Here is a 16305-nt window from a genome sequence, read left to right as displayed (position 1 = left end):
GCCAAGCCGACCGCGAAGCGGGCCCCGGAGCCCGCCGCGCCCGCCGCCCCCGCGGCGCTGCCCGGCCGGCTCACCGCCGCCGCCGTGCTCACCGCTTTGGAGGGGCTGGCCCTGGCCGGCCTCGGCGTCTACATGCTGTTCGTCGGCATCGCCGGGGACCCCGACTCCCCGCAGCAGGCCGAGACCGGGGGAGTGACCCTGCTCGCGCTCGCCGCGCTCCCGCTGATCGCCGCGCGCGGACTGCGCCTGGGCCGCCGCTGGAGCCGCGGCCCGGCACTGATCACCCAGCTGATGGCGATGCCGGTGGCGTGGACCCTGTGGACCACCGGCGGCGCGATGACCGCCGCCGCGGTGGCCCTGGCCCTGACCGCCGTCGCCGTCGGCGCCCTGCTCGTGAACCCGACGGCCACCGAGGCGCTCGGCATCGGGCCCGGCGAACAGGCCCGATGACCCCTCCCGCTCCCTGACCCCTACTCCTCGACGAGGAGCTTCTCCCGGAGCTGCGCCAGCGTGCGGGCCAGCAGACGGGACACGTGCATCTGGGAGATGCCGACCTCCTGCGCGATCTGCGACTGGGTCATGTTGCCGAAGAACCGCAGCAGCAGGATCCGCTTCTCCCGCGGCGGCAGCCCCTCCAGCAGCGGCTTGAGGGACTCGCGGTACTCGACGCCCTCCAGCGCCTCGTCCTCCGAACCCAGCGTGTCCGCGACCGCCGGGGACTCGTCGTCCGTGTCCGGGACGTCCAGGGAGAGCGTGCTGTAGGCATTGGCCGATTCCAGCCCCTCCAGCACCTCCTCCTCGGAGATCCCGAGCCGTTCGGCCAGCTCGTGGACCGTCGGGGAGCGGCCGTGCTGCTGCGACAGCTCGGCCGTCGCCGTGGTCAGCGACAGCCGCAGCTCCTGCAGCCGCCGGGGGACGCGTACCGCCCAGCCCTTGTCACGGAAGTGCCGCTTGATCTCGCCGACGACCGTGGGCGTGGCGTACGTCGAGAACTCGACCCCGCGGTCCGGGTCGAACCGGTCGACCGACTTGATCAGGCCGATGGTCGCGACCTGCGTCAGGTCGTCCAGCGGCTCCCCGCGGTTGCGGAACCGCCGGGCCAGGTGCTCGACCAGCGGGAGGTGCATCCGGACCAGCCGGTTGCGCAACTCGGCGCGTTCCGGCGAGCCCTCGGGCAGCTCGCGCAGCTCGAAGAACAGGGCCCGCGCTCCGCTGCGGTCCCGCGGATCCGGCAGCGCCAGCGGCGGAGCCGGTGCCGCCGGGGCCGTGGCAGCGGCCTCCGGTGGCTGTGGTTGGTCGTGCTGGTTCTCGCTCATAGGGCCCGCCCGTCGCTCCGCCGAGTCCAAAAAGCCGTCTTCCGCATCCGCGTCAGCCGGGTGCGGCCGGGCGTGCTGCTGCTCCGGGATGCCGCCGTCGACCTCGTGCCGTACCCGGGGCCGATCCCCGCCCCGCACCGGGATCTCCCCGCCGCTCACGCCGGGCCTGGCCCCGCGCCGCGCTGTTTGTAGAGACTGATGCTCACTGTCCGGTTCTCCTCGACCGTCGCCTCGACCTTGCCGGCCAGGGCCGACAGCACCGTCCACGCGAACGTGTCGCGCTCCGGTGCGCGGCCGTCGGTGGTCGGCGCCGAGACGGTCACCTCCAGCGAATCGTCCACCAGCCGGAAGACGCAGCTGAGGACGGAGCCGGGCACGGCCTGCTGGAGCAGGATCGCGCAGGCCTCGTCCACCGCGATGCGGAGGTCCTCGATCTCGTCGAGAGTGAAGTCCAAACGGGCTGCGAGGCCGGCCGTGGCCGTTCGCAGCACGGACAGGTAGGCACCCGCAGCGGGCAGCCGGACTTCCACGAAGTCCTGGGTCCCGGGCTCGCCTGCGATCTGGGACACCCTCACCTCCAAGGTGGTACGAGCTCTGTTCGCCGGTGACGCTATCGCGATCCGGGTGATCGTGTCGCGGCACCCCTCACGGCACCCCTTTCGGGGCGCCCGGGCCGGCCGGCCGTGCGTCCAGTGACTGATGGTAAGCCCATGGGTACGCACAGTGGCTAGGGGTCTGCGGGCCCAATTCGGGGGAACCGGCGGAGGGTTGACCTACCCCGCTTCAGACGATCGAACCGTCGACAAAACACCACCGCCAGGTCTCCCCCGGCTCGTAGCTCCGCATCACCGGATGGCCGGACTCCTGGTGGTGCGCGGTGGCATGACGGTACGGGGAGGAATCGCAGCACGCCACGTATCCGCACTGGAGACACATCCGCAACTGCACCGGATGGCTGCCGAGCACCTCACATTCCGGGCAGGTCAGCGCATGAGGGACGGGCTCGGGGCGCGGCAGTTCTGCAACGTGGGTGCACTCGCTCATGATGGCCAGCGTACGACCAGGCTGCGGGTGCACGACGCGATGAGGGTGGAACGTCATGGAGGTATTGCCGCTGGTGGCGCTGGTGGCGGCCAGCGCGGCCGTCGCGGGGCTGGCCCGCCGGACACCGGTGCCGGCGCCGCTGCTGCTGGTCGCGGTCGGACTGGTGGCGGCGTACGTGCCGGGCGTGCCGGCGTACGTCCTCGACCCGCACATCGTGCTGCCCCTGCTGCTGCCGCCGCTGCTGCACACGGCCGCCGTGGACAGTTCGTACCTGGACCTGCGCGCCAACATCAGGCCGGTCGCGCTGCTGTCCGTCGGGTACGTGCTCTTCGCGACGCTGGCCGTCGGGTACGCGGCCTACCTGGTCGTGCCGGGGCTGTCGCTGCCGGTGGCGCTGGTGCTGGGGGCGGTGATCGCGCCGCCGGACGCGGTGGCGGCGACCGCGATCGCCCGCAAGCTCGGGCTGCCGAACCGGATCACGACCATCCTCCAGGGCGAGTCGCTGGTCAACGACGCCACCGCCATCACCGCCTACAAGGTGGCCCTCGCCGCGGCGGTCGGGGTCAGCGCGGGCTGGGCCGGCGCTCTGGCGGAGTTCCTGCTGGCGTCCGTCGGCGGGGTCGGCGTGGGCCTGCTGCTGATGGTGCCGATCCACCAGCTGCGCAAGCGGCTGAAGGAGCCCCTCCTGCAGAACACCCTGTCGCTGCTGATCCCGTTCGTGGCGTACGCGGCGGCCGAGCGGGTGCACGCCTCGGGAGTGCTGGCGGTGGTCGTCGTCGCCCTGTACATCGGCCACCGGAACTGGCAGGTCGACTTCGCGACCCGGCTCCAGGAGGAGGCGGTGTGGAAGGTGGTCGCCTTCGTCCTGGAGTCGGTGGTCTTCGCGCTGATCGGACTCCAGCTGCCGGTGGTCCTCAAGGGGCTGGGGGAGTACCAGGGGCCCTCCGCCGCCTGGTACGCGGTCGTGGTGTTCCTCGTGGTGGTGGTCTCGCGGTTCGTGTGGGTGTTCCCGGCGACGTTCGTACCGCGCTGGCTGTCCGAGCGGATCCGGCGGCGGGAGCCGGAGACCAACTGGAAGGCCCCGGTGGTCGTGGGCTGGGCCGGCATGCGCGGGGTCGTGTCGCTGGCGATCGCCTTCTCCGTGCCGCTGGACGTCCCCCACCGCAACCTCATCCTCTTCCTCACCTTCACGACGGTCATCGGGACCCTGGTCGTCCAGGGCCTGACCCTGCCGCCGCTGATCAAGCTGCTGAAACTGCCGCCCCGCGACGTCCACGCCGAGACCCTCGCCGAGGCGCAGGCGCAGAGCGAGGCCTCGCGGGCGGCCGAGGAACGGCTGGCGGAACTGCTGGAGGACACGGACCACAACGCCCTCCCGTCACCGCTGGTGGACCGGCTGCGCACGGTGCTCGAACGCCGCCGCAACGCGGTGTGGGAGCGCCTCGGCGAGGTCAACCCGCAGACGGGGGAGTCGGCCGACGACGTCTACCGCAGGCTCGCCCGGGAGATGATCGGGGCCGAGCGGGAGGTGTTCGTGACCCTGCGCGACGCACGGCGGATCGACGACGAGATGCTGCGCGCGCTGCTGCGCCGGCTGGACCTGGAGGAGGCCGCGGCCTACCGGGAGGAGTCGGCCTGACCCCGCGTCCGGGGGAGCCGGGGCCTCCCCCGCCGGCGTGGGGGCCGGTCCGGGGCGGCGCCCCCTCCGCCGCGGACGCGGCGGGTCAGGGCCGGCCCGTGATGACGGCGGCCAGGGTGGTGCCCGGCGGGAAGGCTCCCGACTCGGTGAGGGCGGCCAGGGCCCAGAGCAGTTTGGCCACGTAGATCCGCTCGACCGGGAAGCCGTGGCGGGAGGCGAAGTCGGCGGCGAAGGCGTCCAGGGCGGCCGGGACGCGGGCGTAGCCGCCGTGGTCGAAGCCCTCGGCCAGGCTCCAGTCACCGGCCGGGCCCCCGAAGGCGGCCGCCTGGAGGGAACGTATCTCCGCCCCCAGGAAACCGCCCGCGAGGACCGGTACTCCGAGGGCCCGCTGGCCGGTGCCGAGGCCGGCCGCGAGGCCGGCCAGGGTGCCACCCGTACCGCAGGCCACGGCCACGACGTCCGCGCGGCCGCGCAGCTCGCGGCCGAGCTCGGCGCAGCCCCGCAGGGCGAGCGCGTTGCTGCCGCCCTCGGGGACGACGTACGCGCCCTCGGCGCCGGCCCGGGCGAGCAGCCGGTCCCGTGTCCCCGGCTCGGTCTTGCGGCGGTAGTCGGAGCGGGTCGCGAAGTGCAGGCCCATCCCGTCCGCCGCGCACCGGGCGAGCGAGCCGTTGAGGGGCCGGCCGGCCAGTTCGTCCCCGCGCACGACACCGGTGGTGCGCAGCCCGAGCAGCCGGCCGGCGGCGGCGGTGGCCCGCAGGTGGTTGGAGTAGGCGCCGCCGAAGGTGACGAGGTGGTCGTGGCCCGCGTCCAGGGCGGCCCGGAGGTTGGGCGCGAGCTTGCGCCACTTGTTGCCGGGCAGCTCCGGGTGCACCAGGTCGTCCCGCTTGAGCAGGAGCCGGACGCCGTGCGCGGCGAAGCGTTCGTCGGGCGCCTCGACCAGCGGGGACGGCGGGCGGGGGCGCAGTTCGGGGTGGGTCACCCGTTCATTGTCGGCCGGGCGGGGTCACTTGAGGCGTTCGGTGACGCGGGCCCGCATCGAGTTCATCGTGAAGCCCTTGGGGTCGATCTTGCCGGGCTGCCATTCGAGGTGGCCGATGACGGAGCGGGCGGTCCAGGCGTGGGCGCGGCAGACGGCGGCCGCCGCGCGGGCGATGGCGTCGAGCTGGACGGCGGGCCAGGGGTCTTCGCCGTCGCCGAGGTTCTCGCACTCGAAGCCGTAGAAGTGGCGGTTGCCGTCGGTGTCCGCGTCGTGGTCGGCGGGCAGCCGCTTCTCGGCGATGACCGCGGCGAGGACGTCGGAGTCGCCGGCTCCGGCGTGGTTGGCCCGGCCGTACCCGACGAGGTGGACCCGGCCGTCCTTGGCGATCACGCCGTGGCACAGCGGGCCCGGGAGGGCCGCGTCGCCGTCGCGGCAGAGGGCGACGGTGTACGGGGTGCCGCGCGTGACGGTGTGGTGGATCATCACGCCGTGCACGGGCCCCCAGGGGCCCTTGTGGTTGCGGTTGTGGGTGCGCCAGGAACCGACCTCGACGACGGTCAGGCCCTCGCCCCGGAGGGCGGCGACGAAGCGGTCCGCGGACATGGGTGCGGCCATGGCCGCCTCCTTTGCGGTGCGTGAGGCGGACACCGTGTGTGTGCGCCTCGTTACGTTCCGGTGTAGTGGAGGCGGCCCTTCCGGGGCTAGGGCTCTCGTACGGCGAGCGAGCCGATCCGGCCAGTGGATCAGGCCGGCCGGCAGGCCGCGCCGCGCGGTCGGCGGTCGGGCGGCCGGACCGTCAGGCCGACGCCAGCCACAGGTCCGGGCCGAACACCTCGTAGTGGATGTCCGAGGCGGGCACGCCCTTGGCGATCAGCTGCCCGCGCACCGCCCGCATGAAGGGCAGCGGCCCGCACAGGTAGGCCCGGGTGCCGGGGGCGACCGGGACGTCCGCCAGGTCGACGCGGCCGGCGCGGTCGCCCGGCTCCGCCTCCTCCTCGTACCAGAACCGGGCCGAGGCGTCGGCGAGCTTGTGGGTGAGGGCGCGGTGGTCGGCCCGCAGCGCGTGGTCGGCGGGGGAGCGGTCGGCGTGCAGCACGGTGACCGGCGCGGCGTGCCCGGTGTCGGCCAGGTGTTCCAGCATCGACAGCATCGGGGTGCAGCCGATGCCGGCCGAGGCGAGCAGCACGGGCGCGGAGCCGTCCCGCAGGACGAGGTCGCCGTAGGGGGCGGAGACGCGGAGCCGGTCGCCCGTGCGGACCCGGGCGTGCAGGTGGTTGGAGACCTCGCCGTCGGGGCCGCCGGCGGCCGGGCCGTGGACGCGCTTGACGGTGATCGAGCGGACCGGCGAGCCGGGGGCGCTGGAGAGGCTGTACTGGCGGATCTGGCGGGCCCCGTCGGCGAGTTCGACCTGGACGGAGACGTACTGGCCGGGCCGGAAGCCGGGCGCGGGGGCGCCGTCGGCAGGGGTCAGGTGGAAGGTGGTGCAGTCGGCGGTCTCCTCGACCCGCGCGGCGACGGTCCACTCCCGCCACACGTCCCCGGCGAGGACCCGCTGCTCGGCGTAGAGGCGCTCCTCGATGCTGACGAGGGCGTTCGCCATCAGCCAGTAGACCTCGTCCCACGCTTCGGCGACCTCGGGCGTGACGGCCTCGCCGAGGATCTCGGCGATGGCCTCGAAGAGGTGGGTGCGGACGACCGGGTACTGCTCGCGGGTGACGCCGAGGGAGGCGTGCTTGTGGGCGATGCGGCCGAGCATCACGTCGGGGCGGGTGCCGGGGTTCTCGACGAGGTGGGTCGCGAAGGCGGCGATCGAGCCGGCCAGGGCCTGCTTCTGGAGGCCGGCGCTCTGGTTGCCGCGGTTGAACAGGTCGCGGAGCAGCTCCGGGTGGGCCGCGAACAGCTTGGTGTAGAAGAGCTCCGTGATGTCGCCGATCGCCGCCCCGACGGCGGGCAGGGTGGCGCGTACGGTCGCGGTCGACTTCTCGGACAGCATGGGAGCTCCTCGCAGTTAATTGGCATGTGACATGCATATTCAAGCCCCGAAAAAAGGCCCGCAGTAGTGCGGACGTTTGTTCGGGAGGCCCTTCGGCCTCAGCCTAGGGCGGCGGAACAGGGGACCGAACCGGCCATCCGGCCCGCACCGGCGGGACTTTCGGCCCGGCCTCAGGCGGGGCCGGCCGCCCCGGCGCCGGATCCGCCCGACAGGCCCAGTAGCAGCGGTCCCGTCGGGGCCGCCACCAGGTCGTTCACCGTCAGCGGGTCCAGCGCGGCGAAGAACGCTTCCTGCGCCCGGCGCAGCGCGCCCCGCAGGACGCACGCGTTCCGCAGCGGGCACGGAGTGCTGCCGTCGCAGTCGACGACGTCACCGGCGCCCTCCAGTTCGCGCACCACCCCGCCCACCGACGCGGCGCGTCCGGAGGCGGTGAGCGCGAGCCCGCCGCCCCGGCCCCGCCGGGCCTCGACCAGTCCGAGGTGCTGGAGCCTGGCGACCACCTTGGCGGTGTGCGTGTACGGAACCTCCATGGTCGCCGCCACTTCGCGGGTCGTGGGGAGGTCCGTCTCCTCGACGGCCAGGCGCATCAGCACGCGCAGCGCCAGGTCGGTGAATCGGGTCAGCCGCATGCCCCCAGCCTAGAAACCTTGCATCCGCGATGCAAATTAAAAACAGGTGCGCGGCGGCGGTGCGCGCGAGGTGGCCGGAAACAGTGGGTCCGGGGCGGAGCGCGCGAAGAAACCGACCGCAGAGGATGCCCACACCCACACGGAGTAGTCCCACCCTTTTGTGTAATGGTCCGGCCACGTTGCGTACTGACAGCCTTTCGTACCGCAGATCCATGGAGTGATCGAAAGGGAAAGACATGTCGGTCCAGGCAGGTTCCGAAACCGAAGCCCAGACACCGCAGCGCAGTCTCGGCACTTCGGCCGCACGGAACTTGGCAACCACGACCAAGTCCGCGCCGCAGATGCAGGAGATCACCTCGCGGTGGCTGCTGAAGATGCTCCCGTGGGTCTCGGTCCAGGGCGGCACGTACCGCGTCAACCGCCGGCTGAGCTACTCGGTCGGCGACGGGCGCGTGGAGTTCATCAAGACCGGGACCCAGGTCCAGGTCATCCCGGCCGAACTCGGTGAACTCCCGCTGCTGCGCGACTACGACGACGAGGACGTCCTCACCGAACTCGCCGCCCGGTGCCGGCAGATCGACTTCGCGGCCGGAGAGGAGCTCACCTCCTTCGGCAACACCTCCGACCAGGTGTTCCTCCTCGCCCACGGCCGCGTCGACCAGATCGGCCCCGGCCCCTACGGAGACGACGCGGTGCTGCGCACCGTCGCCGACGGCGCCTACTTCGGCGAGGACTCCCTCACCGACGAGGAGGCGATCTGGGAGTACACCGCCCGCGCCGCCACCTCCGGCACCGCCCTCGTCCTCTCCCGCCAGGACTTCCAGCTCCTCGCCGACCGCGTCGAGTCCCTGCGCGCGCACATCGACCACGTACGGACGATGCCCGAGCAGCGCACCAACAAGTACGGCGAGGCCGCGATCGACCTCTCCGCCGGCCACGAGGGCGAGGCCGTCCTCCCCGGCACCTTCGTCGACTACGACGCCCGGCCCCGCGAGTACGAGCTCTCCATTGCACAAACGGTCCTGCGCGTGCACACCCGCGTCGCCGACCTGTACAACCAGCCGATGAACCAGACCGAGCAGCAGTTGCGGCTCACGGTCGAGGCGCTGCGCGAGCGCCAGGAGCACGAGATGCTCAACAACCGCGACTTCGGCCTGCTCCACAACGCCGACTACGACCAGCGCATCCAGCCCCACGACGGCGCGCCCACCCCCGACGACATGGACCAGCTGCTCAGCATGCGGCGCGGATCCAAGCTGTTCCTCGCCCACCCCAAGGCCATCGCCGCCTTCGGCCGCGAGTGCAACAAGCGCGGCCTGTACCCGGAGTCGGTCGAGATCGGCGGACACCGGGTGCCCTCCTGGCGCGGCGTGCCGATCTTCCCGTCCAACAAGATCCCGGTGAGCGACGCCCGCACGACCTCGATCCTGTGCATGCGCACCGGCCAGGAGGAGCAGGGCGTGATCGGCCTGCACCAGCCCGGGATCCCGGACGAGATCGAGCCGAGCCTGTCGGTGCGCTTCATGGGCATCAGCGAGCAGGCGATCATCTCCTACCTGGTCACCGCCTACTTCTCCGCCGCGGTGCTGGTGCCGGACGCGCTCGGCGTCCTGGAGAACGTCGAGATCGGCCGCTGGCCCTGATGACTGCCAACGCCCTCGCCACGGGTGAGGGGCAGGACGCCGGGGCCCTGCTGGAACGCACGAGAGAAACGGTCAACCCCCGGCTGCGCCGGACGGTCGAGAGCCTGCCCGGCTCCATGCGGAACGTGGCGATGTACCACTTCGGCTGGCAGGACGCGGACGGCACCCCGGCCGAGGGCAACGCGGGCAAGGCCATCCGGCCGGCGCTCGTGCTGGCCTCGGCGCAGGCCCTGGGCGCCGCGCCCGAGGTCGCCGAGGACGCGGTGCGGGCGGCGGTGGCCGTGGAGCTGGCGCACAACTTCACGCTGCTGCACGACGACGTCATCGACAACGATGTCCGGCGGCGCGGGCGTCCCACGGCGTGGACCGTCTTCGGCGTACCGGACGCGATCATCACGGGCGACGCCATGATGGCGCTCGCGCTGCGGCTGCTCGCCGAGGACCCGCACCCGGCATCGGCGCCGGCCTCGGCCCGGCTCGCGGCCTGCGTCATCGAGCTGTGCGCGGGGCAGCAGGCGGACTGCGCCTTCGAGGAGCGGCCGGACGTCTCCCTCGACGAGTGCCTGACGATGGCGACGGCCAAGACCGGGGCCCTCCTGGGCTGCGCGTGCGCGCTGGGCGCGCTGTACGCGGGGGCCGGGCCGGAGGAGGTCGACGCGATGGACGCCTTCGGCCGGGAGGCCGGGCTGGCCTTCCAGCTGATCGACGACCTGATCGGCATCTGGGGCGACCCGGGGCACACGGGCAAGCCGGCCGGGGCCGACCTGATCGCCCGCAAGAAGTCCCTCCCGGTCGTGGCCGCGCTCACCTCGGGCACCGCGGCGGGGGCCGACCTGGCCGCCCTGTACGCGGGCCCCATGACCGGGGACGACGTGCGCGAGGCGGCCCGGGCGGTGGAGCGGGCCGGCGGCCGTGACTGGGCGCAGGCCCATGCCGCCGACCGGATGGGCCGCGCGGTGCAGGAGCTGTCCCGGGCCGTTCCGGACCTCGGCGCGGCGGGCGGCCTGCTGGCGCTGGCGGAGTTCGTCACGCGCCGCACCAAGTAGCGGGAGTGCGCGCAAGGCCCGTTCCGGTACCTGGGGGTGCCGGAACGGGCCTTACCGTGCCGGTGGGCCAACTCTAGGATCACTCACGGTTGTTGACGCGTGAGTGAAGGGTGCTACCTGTGGTGCTGGAGATACGCCGGGCGGACCGGTCCGACCGGGACGCGGTCGCACGGCTGCTGGACGAGGCCTTCCGTGACGACCCGGTGAGCACGTGGGTCTTCCCCGACCCGGAGCACCGGGCCGCCGTGCACGGCAGGTTCCTCGGGGTGTTCGTGGACGTGGCGCTGGCCGAGGGCCGGATCGACCGTACGGAGGACGGCTCGGCGGCGGCGCTGTGGCTGCGGGTCCCGGCCGGCGAGCCGGAGGGCGAGGACGAGGTCCCGGCGAAGATGCGCGCGGTGGCCGACCCCGGCAACGAGCGCTGCGAACTGGTCGGCCGGCTCACCGGGGAGGTGCACCCGACCGCCGAGGAACACGAGTACCTGCTGATGATCGCCGTCGCGCCGGGCCGCCAGGGCGAGGGGCTGGGCACCGAGCTGATGCGGCCGGTGCTGGAGCGCTGCGACCGCGAGGGGGTGCCCGCGTACCTGGAGGCGAGCAGCGAGCGCAGCAGGCGGCTGTACGAGCGGCTCGGCTGGGAGTTCACGGGCGAGGCGGTACGGCTGCCCGACGGGCCGCTGATGTGGCCGATGTGGCGCAAGCCACAGGGGTGAGGTGCGCGGCCCCGCGAAATGGCTCTTGGCAAAGTACTTCAGGTGAAGTACTTTCATCGACGTGCCCCGGAGCGGTGGCACCGTCCAACGGAAGAGACTCGCTTGCGCAAGCTCACGTACTTCATCGCCACCACCGTCGACGGGTTCATCGGAGCCCCGGACGGCGATGCCGATTTCCTCTACGCCCACCTCGACCCGGAGTTCATCGCCCACCTGACGGCCGAGTACCCGGAGACGGTCTCCGCCGCAGGACGCGCGCAGCTCGGGATCGAGGACGCGGCCCCGAAGCGCTTCGACGCGGTCCTCATGGGCCGCGGCACCTACGAACCGGGCCTCAAGGCCGGCCTGGCCAGCCCCTACGGGCACATGCGCGAGCAGTACGTCGTCTCGCGCTCCCTCGCCGAGGCGCCCGACCCGCAGGTGCGGCTGATCAGCGGCGACGTCGTCGCCAAGGTCCGTGAGATGAAGGCGCAGGACGGGCTCGGCATCTGGCTGTGCGGCGGGGCGGACCTCGCCGGGCAGCTGGCCGACGAGATCGACGAGTACATCGTCAAGACCTACCCGGTCGTCGTCGGCACGGGCATGCCGATGTCCCGGGCCGGATTCGGCGTGCGCCCGCTGGAGCTGACCGGCGCCACCGTCCTCGGCGGCGGCCAGATCATCAGCAGCTACACCGTCAAGCGCTGACTCGCCGCAAGGGCGAAAACCGGCCTACCGTGGAGGCATGGCCGGTTACCAGGAGCAGCGCGCGCACGAGCGGGCCGCTCCGCAGGCCGGGCACGAGCAGCAGACGTGCCCGGGCTGCGGGAGCCCCGTCGCAACGGTGGTCAGGCGGCACAAGTCCCTCGGGGTCTTCGTACCGCAATGGGGTCCGGGCCCCTGCCGGGACCCGCGGTGCCCGCGCCGCGTCCCCCCGGGGGTCTAGCCCCCGGGAGGACCGGCCGGATCAGCCCTTCGAGCCGAGGCCCGACGCCACCAGGCCGTTCGCCCACAACTGGTTCACGCGCGCCCGCTCGGCACTGTTCGGGTTGGCGTTCGTGCACGAGGTGCCCGGGCCGCCGCCCGACATCAGCTCGCTGCACGGACCCGAGTAGTGGTCCGGCAGACCCAGCACGTGACCGGTCTCGTGCGCCGTCACCCGGGTGGAGTTGTACTGCTGGTTCTGCCGGTAGTCCAGGAAGATGTAACCCCGTCCGTGCCCGTCCGTGCTCGCGTACGAGCCGCGCGAGTCGTTGCCCTCGTAGTACGAGAAGTTCCCGCCGGAGGACACCTCCTGCAGCTTGACGTTGGCCACCGAGCCGTTCCAGATCCGGGTCGAACTGGCTATCTGCGAACGGAAGCTGGGCGCGTTGCGGGTGTTGTAGGTGACGGTCACCGCGAGGGCGCCCGGGTTCGCCGCGCGCTGCTCGGCGACCGAGCGCTGCACGGCCTCGAAGAAGGCCCGGTTGGCGGCCGAGTTCTCCTGGGACCGCTCGTACGCCGCGTAGCTGGCGGGGCTGCCGGCGGGGGAGGCGGGGGTCGCGGCGCTCGCGGAGGGGACGATGCCGCCGAGCGCGGCGGCGACGCCGAGACCGACAGCGGTGGCCAGCGTGGCCTTGCGGGAGTGGCGCATGTGGGGGAGCTCCTACTCATCCGGTGTGGGGGGTGGTCGTTCGGTACCGGAGTCTGCGGGAGCGGAAGGGGCCGGCGGATGATGTCAGAGCCCGATAACGCCGGGCTATCGGGAGGTTTTCGGTAGGCCAACTGGCGTGAGAATGGCGGGATTCGGGGGGCTATCGGCGGCTGGTGCGGCCCACCGGCCCCGCCCTACCCTCGGGGCATGGAGCTCGAGGTGAGGCACCTGCGCGCGCTGTGCGCCATCGCCGACGCCGGCAGCCTGCACAAGGCGGCGCGGCAGCTCGGCGTGAGCCAGCCCTCGCTGACGACCCAGCTGCGGCGGATCGAACGGGCCCTGGACGGAGAGCTGTTCCTGCGCGAACGCACCGGATGCCGGCCAACGCCGTTCGGACGCACGGTACTCGGGCGGGCGCGTCCGCTGCTCGCCGAGATGGCGGCGCTCGTCGCCGAAGCGCGGGCCGCCGCGCACGGGCCGCGGCTGCGGATCGGCTCCACGGCGAGCCGGGCCCTGCCGGGGTGGCTGCGCCGGCTCCACCGAAGACACCCCGACGCGGAAACCTCGCTGGTCGTGGACGTCTCGGCCAATGCGCTGCTGCGGATGGTGGACGCCGGGCAGCTGGACGTGGCGTTCGTCCACGAGGTGGAGGGCAGCCCGCTACGGGTGCCGGCGGGACTGCAACTGCACGTCCTGATGGAACGCGAGCCGCAGTTCGTGTCCATGTCCCCGGACCATCCGGCGGCGCGGTCGGCGATCGTCAGGTTAGAGGACCTCGCGCGCGACCGGTGGATGGTCGACCCCTCCGTCGACGGCGAATGGGACGGACTGCGGCGGGTGTTCGCCGGGGCCGGGCTCGACCCGCCGGTCCTGCACGCCGACTACCACACGGCGACCTCGCTGATCGTCTCCGGCGAGGCGGTGGCCCCCTGCCAGCCGACGTCCGGGCCGCGGGAGGACATGGCGATCCGGCCGATCTCGGGGGACCCGCTGGCGGTGCGGCTGCTCCTCGCGACGCGGCCGGGCGCCCATGCGGAGGTCTTCGAGGACCTCCGGGCCGCCTACCGCGAAGTCGCCCTGAGCACCCCGCCGTACCGGGCGTGGCTGCGGTACCACGGGAATTCGCTGCTGGTGGCTTGACCTTGACCTTGCCCTGGCCGGGCGGGGGTCGGGTGGGGTCTGCCCTTGCCCTGGCCGGGCGGAGGGCGGGTGGGGTGCTGCCCCGGCTGGGGCGGGGCTTGGGGTGGCTGAGGTGGTGTCCCGTGTTCAGCCTCGCCGGGCTGGCCCCCGGTCGTGAGCCCCGTCGGCGTTTGAGGCGGGAACGGTGGAAGGGCGGGTCGGGGACGGGTCCGCGCAGCGGCGGGGTCCGGGCCGGGGTCGTGCGGGGGCTGCGGGTGGGGCCGGGGCCGGTGCCGGGGTGGGGTGTCGTCCGGGACGGGCATGATTTATGGCGCCTGCTCCGGGCCCCCTTTGCCGGTGGGACAGGGCGCCAACAAATCACGTTTTAGTCCCGGACGACACCCCACCCCGTCCCCGGCCCCGGCCCGCGCTCTCCCGGCCCCGGTCCTGGTGGCTCCGCGCTCCCGGCCCCGGTCCCGGTTGCTCCGCGACTCGCGGGTTCGGTTTCGGTTGCGCGCTCGCGCTCCCGGGCGGGCTTCGCGTCTGGCCCCGGCACGGGGTGGCGGTGCTTGACTTCCCTTGACCGCGATATATCGTGTTCGTACGAGACGCGATATGTTGCGTGCGTCAGCCCACGAGGAGGAGCAGCACCATGACAGAGCAGATGACCTGGTCCGTCGCCGCGCCCCAGAAGCTCACCTTCGAGCAGCCGGTGACGGAGCTGCGCGTCCGTGTGGTCGGCGGCACGGTCAACGTGGTCGCCGCCGACGAGGGTCCGGCCCGGCTGGAGGTGGCCGAGGTGGAGGGGCCGCCGCTGCACGTCGTGCACGAGGACGGCGCGCTCACCCTGTCCTACGAGGACCTCCCCTGGAACGGCACCCAGGGGTTCAAGAAGTGGTTCGAGGGCAAGCCGTGGAAGGCCTGGTCGGGCGCCTCCGAGGACGGCCGCAAGGCCTGGGAGCGCAGCGTCACCGTCACGCTCGCCGTCCCCGCCGGCACCCGCGTCCAGCTGGCCGCCGTCAGCGCCACCGCGTTCGTCTCCGGCATCGCGGGCCCCGTCGACGTCAACGGCGTCTCGGGCGACGCGACCCTCGTCGGGCTCTCCGGCCGGGTCAAGGCGCACACCGTCTCCGGCAGCGTCGAGGCCCAGTCCGTCACGGGTGAGCTCGGTTTCCACTCGGTCTCCGGCGGGCTGACGGTGGTCGACGGTGCGGGCGGCAGCGTACGGGCCGACTCGGTCAGCGGGGACATGCTCATCGACCTGGCCCCCGACGCGGCCGCGCCGAAGCCGGTCGACATCTCCCTCAACTCCGTCTCCGGCGAGGTCGCCATCCGGCTTCCGCACCCCGCCGACGCCAAGGTCGAGGCCAACACCGCCACCGGGGGCGTCTCCAACGCCTTCGAGGACCTGCGCGTCTCCGGCCAGCTCGGCGCGAAGCGGATCACCGGCACCCTCGGTACGGGCGCGGGCACCCTGCGGGCCACCACGGTCTCCGGTTCCATCGCGCTGCTGCGCCGCCCGCAGGCGGAGGCCGACGCCCCCCTCCAGCTCGACAAGAAGGTGCTCTGACATGCCGCCCGTCTTCGCCCACGGCCGTCTCCGCCTCTACCTCCTCAAGCTCCTCGACGAGGCCCCGCGCCACGGGTACGAGGTGATCCGCCTGCTGGAGGAGCGCTTCCAGGGCCTGTACGCGCCCTCCGCGGGCACCGTGTACCCGCGGCTCGCCAAGCTGGAGGCGGAGGGTCTCGTCACCCACGCCACCGAGGGCGGGCGCAAGGTGTACTCGATCACCGAGGCCGGCCGCGCCGAACTCGCCGACCGCGTGGGCGAGCTGGCCGACCTGGAGCTGGAGATCCGCGACTCCGTGTCCGAGCTGGCCGCCGAGATCCGGGACGACGTACGCGGCGCCGCCGGCGACCTGCGGCGCGAAATGCGGGCCGCGGCCTCCGCGACGGCCACCCAGGTCGAGGACGAGTCCTGGAAGGCGGCCAAGGAGGAGCTCCGCAAGGCGAAGGCCGAGTGGAAGGAACAGGCGCGCCGGGCGAAGGACGAGAGCCGCCGGGCCCGTGAGGAGGCCCAGCAGGCCCGCCGCCAGGCCAAGGAGGCGCAGGAGCGGGCCCGCGAGGAGGTCCAGCGGATCGCGGCGCAGCTCCAGGAGCAGTTCACGAAGCCGGGCGGGGTCCTGGGCAGCCTGGCCGGGGCCTGGCTGGGCGGCGGCAACGGCCACGGGAGTGCCGGGCAGGCCGCCGGTTCCGCGGGCGCGCCGCCGGCCCCGGAGTACGGCTGGGCCGAGGACCTGGCGGCCACCGCCGACCCGGCGCGGGACCTGGACCGGCTGCTCGACCGCTTCCGGGACGACGTGCGCGACGCGGCCCGCGACCACGGAGTGACCCCGGCCCAGCTGGCCGAGGCCCGCGCCCACCTCGCGGCGGCCGCCCACCGCATCGCGGCCGGCCTGCGCCCGGGCGCCTAGTGTCGTGGCCGGGAAGGTTTGCCGGGTCGCGGCGTCCGGTGCGGTGCATCTCAAGGCGGAGGGCCACGGCTCGTACTGGACGTACCTCCGTGGTCCGA

The 16305-nt window shown here is 73.1% G+C and carries 17 protein-coding genes; 9 read left to right on the top strand and 8 right to left on the bottom strand.

The features are described 5' to 3' along the window. The first annotated feature begins 57 nt into the window (after nt 1-57). Nucleotides 58-450: a hypothetical protein gene (locus ABZZ17_RS11210; protein WP_356874659.1), complete on the top strand. Its 393-nt coding sequence runs from the start codon at nt 58-60 to the stop codon at nt 448-450. A 20-nt stretch (nt 451-470) separates the two neighbouring features. On the opposite strand, the gene ABZZ17_RS11205 is transcribed toward ABZZ17_RS11210, so the two are convergent. The 3 genes from ABZZ17_RS11205 to ABZZ17_RS11195 form a co-directional block, all read right to left on the bottom strand. After that, on the bottom strand, nt 471-1460 hold the full coding sequence (locus tag ABZZ17_RS11205; protein ID WP_356874657.1) for an RNA polymerase sigma factor SigF: 990 nt from the start codon (nt 1458-1460) through the stop codon (nt 471-473). A gap of 11 nt (nt 1461-1471) precedes the next feature. Continuing rightward, on the bottom strand, nt 1472-1885 hold the full coding sequence (locus ABZZ17_RS11200) for an anti-sigma regulatory factor (protein WP_008741530.1): 414 nt from the start codon (nt 1883-1885) through the stop codon (nt 1472-1474). Between the two features lie 214 nt (nt 1886-2099). After that, complete coding sequence (locus ABZZ17_RS11195) at nt 2100-2360, bottom strand: UBP-type zinc finger domain-containing protein (protein ID WP_356874440.1); 261 nt, start codon at nt 2358-2360, stop codon at nt 2100-2102. A gap of 55 nt (nt 2361-2415) precedes the next feature. Here ABZZ17_RS11195 and ABZZ17_RS11190 point away from each other — a divergent pair, with 55 nt between their 5' ends. Continuing rightward, a complete protein-coding gene (locus ABZZ17_RS11190; protein ID WP_356874438.1) occupies nt 2416-3999 on the top strand; it encodes a Na+/H+ antiporter in 1584 nt (527 codons plus the stop codon). 85 nt (nt 4000-4084) lie between these two features. On the opposite strand, the gene ABZZ17_RS11185 is transcribed toward ABZZ17_RS11190, so the two are convergent. The 4 genes from ABZZ17_RS11185 to ABZZ17_RS11170 form a co-directional block, all read right to left on the bottom strand. Continuing rightward, entirely contained in the window at nt 4085-4978 is an 894-nt protein-coding gene (locus ABZZ17_RS11185) for a pyridoxal-phosphate dependent enzyme (RefSeq protein ID WP_356874435.1), read from the bottom strand. Between the two features lie 24 nt (nt 4979-5002). Continuing rightward, on the bottom strand, nt 5003-5593 hold the full coding sequence (locus tag ABZZ17_RS11180; RefSeq protein WP_356874433.1) for an N-acetylmuramoyl-L-alanine amidase: 591 nt from the start codon (nt 5591-5593) through the stop codon (nt 5003-5005). Between the two features lie 181 nt (nt 5594-5774). Beyond that, nucleotides 5775-6971: a globin domain-containing protein gene (locus ABZZ17_RS11175; protein WP_356874431.1), complete on the bottom strand. Its 1197-nt coding sequence runs from the start codon at nt 6969-6971 to the stop codon at nt 5775-5777. Between the two features lie 170 nt (nt 6972-7141). Then, nucleotides 7142-7600 carry an Rrf2 family transcriptional regulator gene (locus ABZZ17_RS11170; RefSeq protein ID WP_356874429.1) on the bottom strand — a complete coding sequence of 153 codons (459 nt, stop codon included), beginning with the start codon at nt 7598-7600 and terminating at the stop codon, nt 7142-7144. 236 nt (nt 7601-7836) lie between these two features. Here ABZZ17_RS11170 and ABZZ17_RS11165 point away from each other — a divergent pair, with 236 nt between their 5' ends. From ABZZ17_RS11165 to ABZZ17_RS11150, 4 genes are all read left to right on the top strand, one after another. Continuing rightward, a complete protein-coding gene (locus ABZZ17_RS11165; protein WP_356874427.1) occupies nt 7837-9243 on the top strand; it encodes a family 2B encapsulin nanocompartment shell protein in 1407 nt (468 codons plus the stop codon). Beyond that, nucleotides 9243-10289, top strand: coding sequence for a family 2 encapsulin nanocompartment cargo protein polyprenyl transferase (locus ABZZ17_RS11160; protein ID WP_356874425.1), 1047 nt, complete (start codon nt 9243-9245; stop codon nt 10287-10289). Before ABZZ17_RS11165 ends, ABZZ17_RS11160 begins: the two co-directional genes overlap by 1 nt. Before the next feature lie 119 nt (nt 10290-10408). Beyond that, entirely contained in the window at nt 10409-11002 is a 594-nt protein-coding gene (locus ABZZ17_RS11155; protein ID WP_356874423.1) for a GNAT family N-acetyltransferase, read from the top strand. Nucleotides 11003-11104: 102 nt separating this feature from the next. After that, on the top strand, nt 11105-11689 hold the full coding sequence (locus ABZZ17_RS11150; RefSeq protein ID WP_356874421.1) for a dihydrofolate reductase family protein: 585 nt from the start codon (nt 11105-11107) through the stop codon (nt 11687-11689). Between the two features lie 259 nt (nt 11690-11948). Here the strand turns inward: ABZZ17_RS11150 and snpA are convergent, their stop codons facing one another. Then, complete coding sequence (snpA, locus tag ABZZ17_RS11145) at nt 11949-12614, bottom strand: snapalysin (protein WP_356874419.1); 666 nt, start codon at nt 12612-12614, stop codon at nt 11949-11951. Nucleotides 12615-12821: 207 nt separating this feature from the next. On the opposite strand from snpA, the gene ABZZ17_RS11140 reads away from it, so the two are divergent. The 3 genes from ABZZ17_RS11140 to ABZZ17_RS11130 all read left to right on the top strand — a co-directional run bounded on the left by ABZZ17_RS11140 (nt 12822) and on the right by ABZZ17_RS11130 (nt 16207). Then, on the top strand, nt 12822-13754 hold the full coding sequence (locus tag ABZZ17_RS11140; RefSeq protein WP_356874417.1) for a LysR family transcriptional regulator: 933 nt from the start codon (nt 12822-12824) through the stop codon (nt 13752-13754). 631 nt (nt 13755-14385) lie between these two features. Beyond that, nucleotides 14386-15303, top strand: a complete 918-nt coding sequence (locus ABZZ17_RS11135; protein ID WP_356874415.1) for a DUF4097 family beta strand repeat-containing protein — start codon at nt 14386-14388, stop codon at nt 15301-15303. A gap of 1 nt (nt 15304) precedes the next feature. Beyond that, nucleotides 15305-16207 carry a helix-turn-helix transcriptional regulator gene (locus ABZZ17_RS11130; RefSeq protein WP_356874413.1) on the top strand — a complete coding sequence of 301 codons (903 nt, stop codon included), beginning with the start codon at nt 15305-15307 and terminating at the stop codon, nt 16205-16207. Nucleotides 16208-16305 lie beyond the last annotated feature (98 nt).

The sequence above is a fragment of the Streptomyces sp. NPDC006512 genome, assembly GCF_040611935.1.
GTDB lineage: Bacteria > Actinomycetota > Actinomycetes > Streptomycetales > Streptomycetaceae > Streptomyces.
The sequence above is the reverse complement of the archived record's forward strand: the minus strand, read 5'-3'. Positions and strand labels throughout refer to the sequence as shown.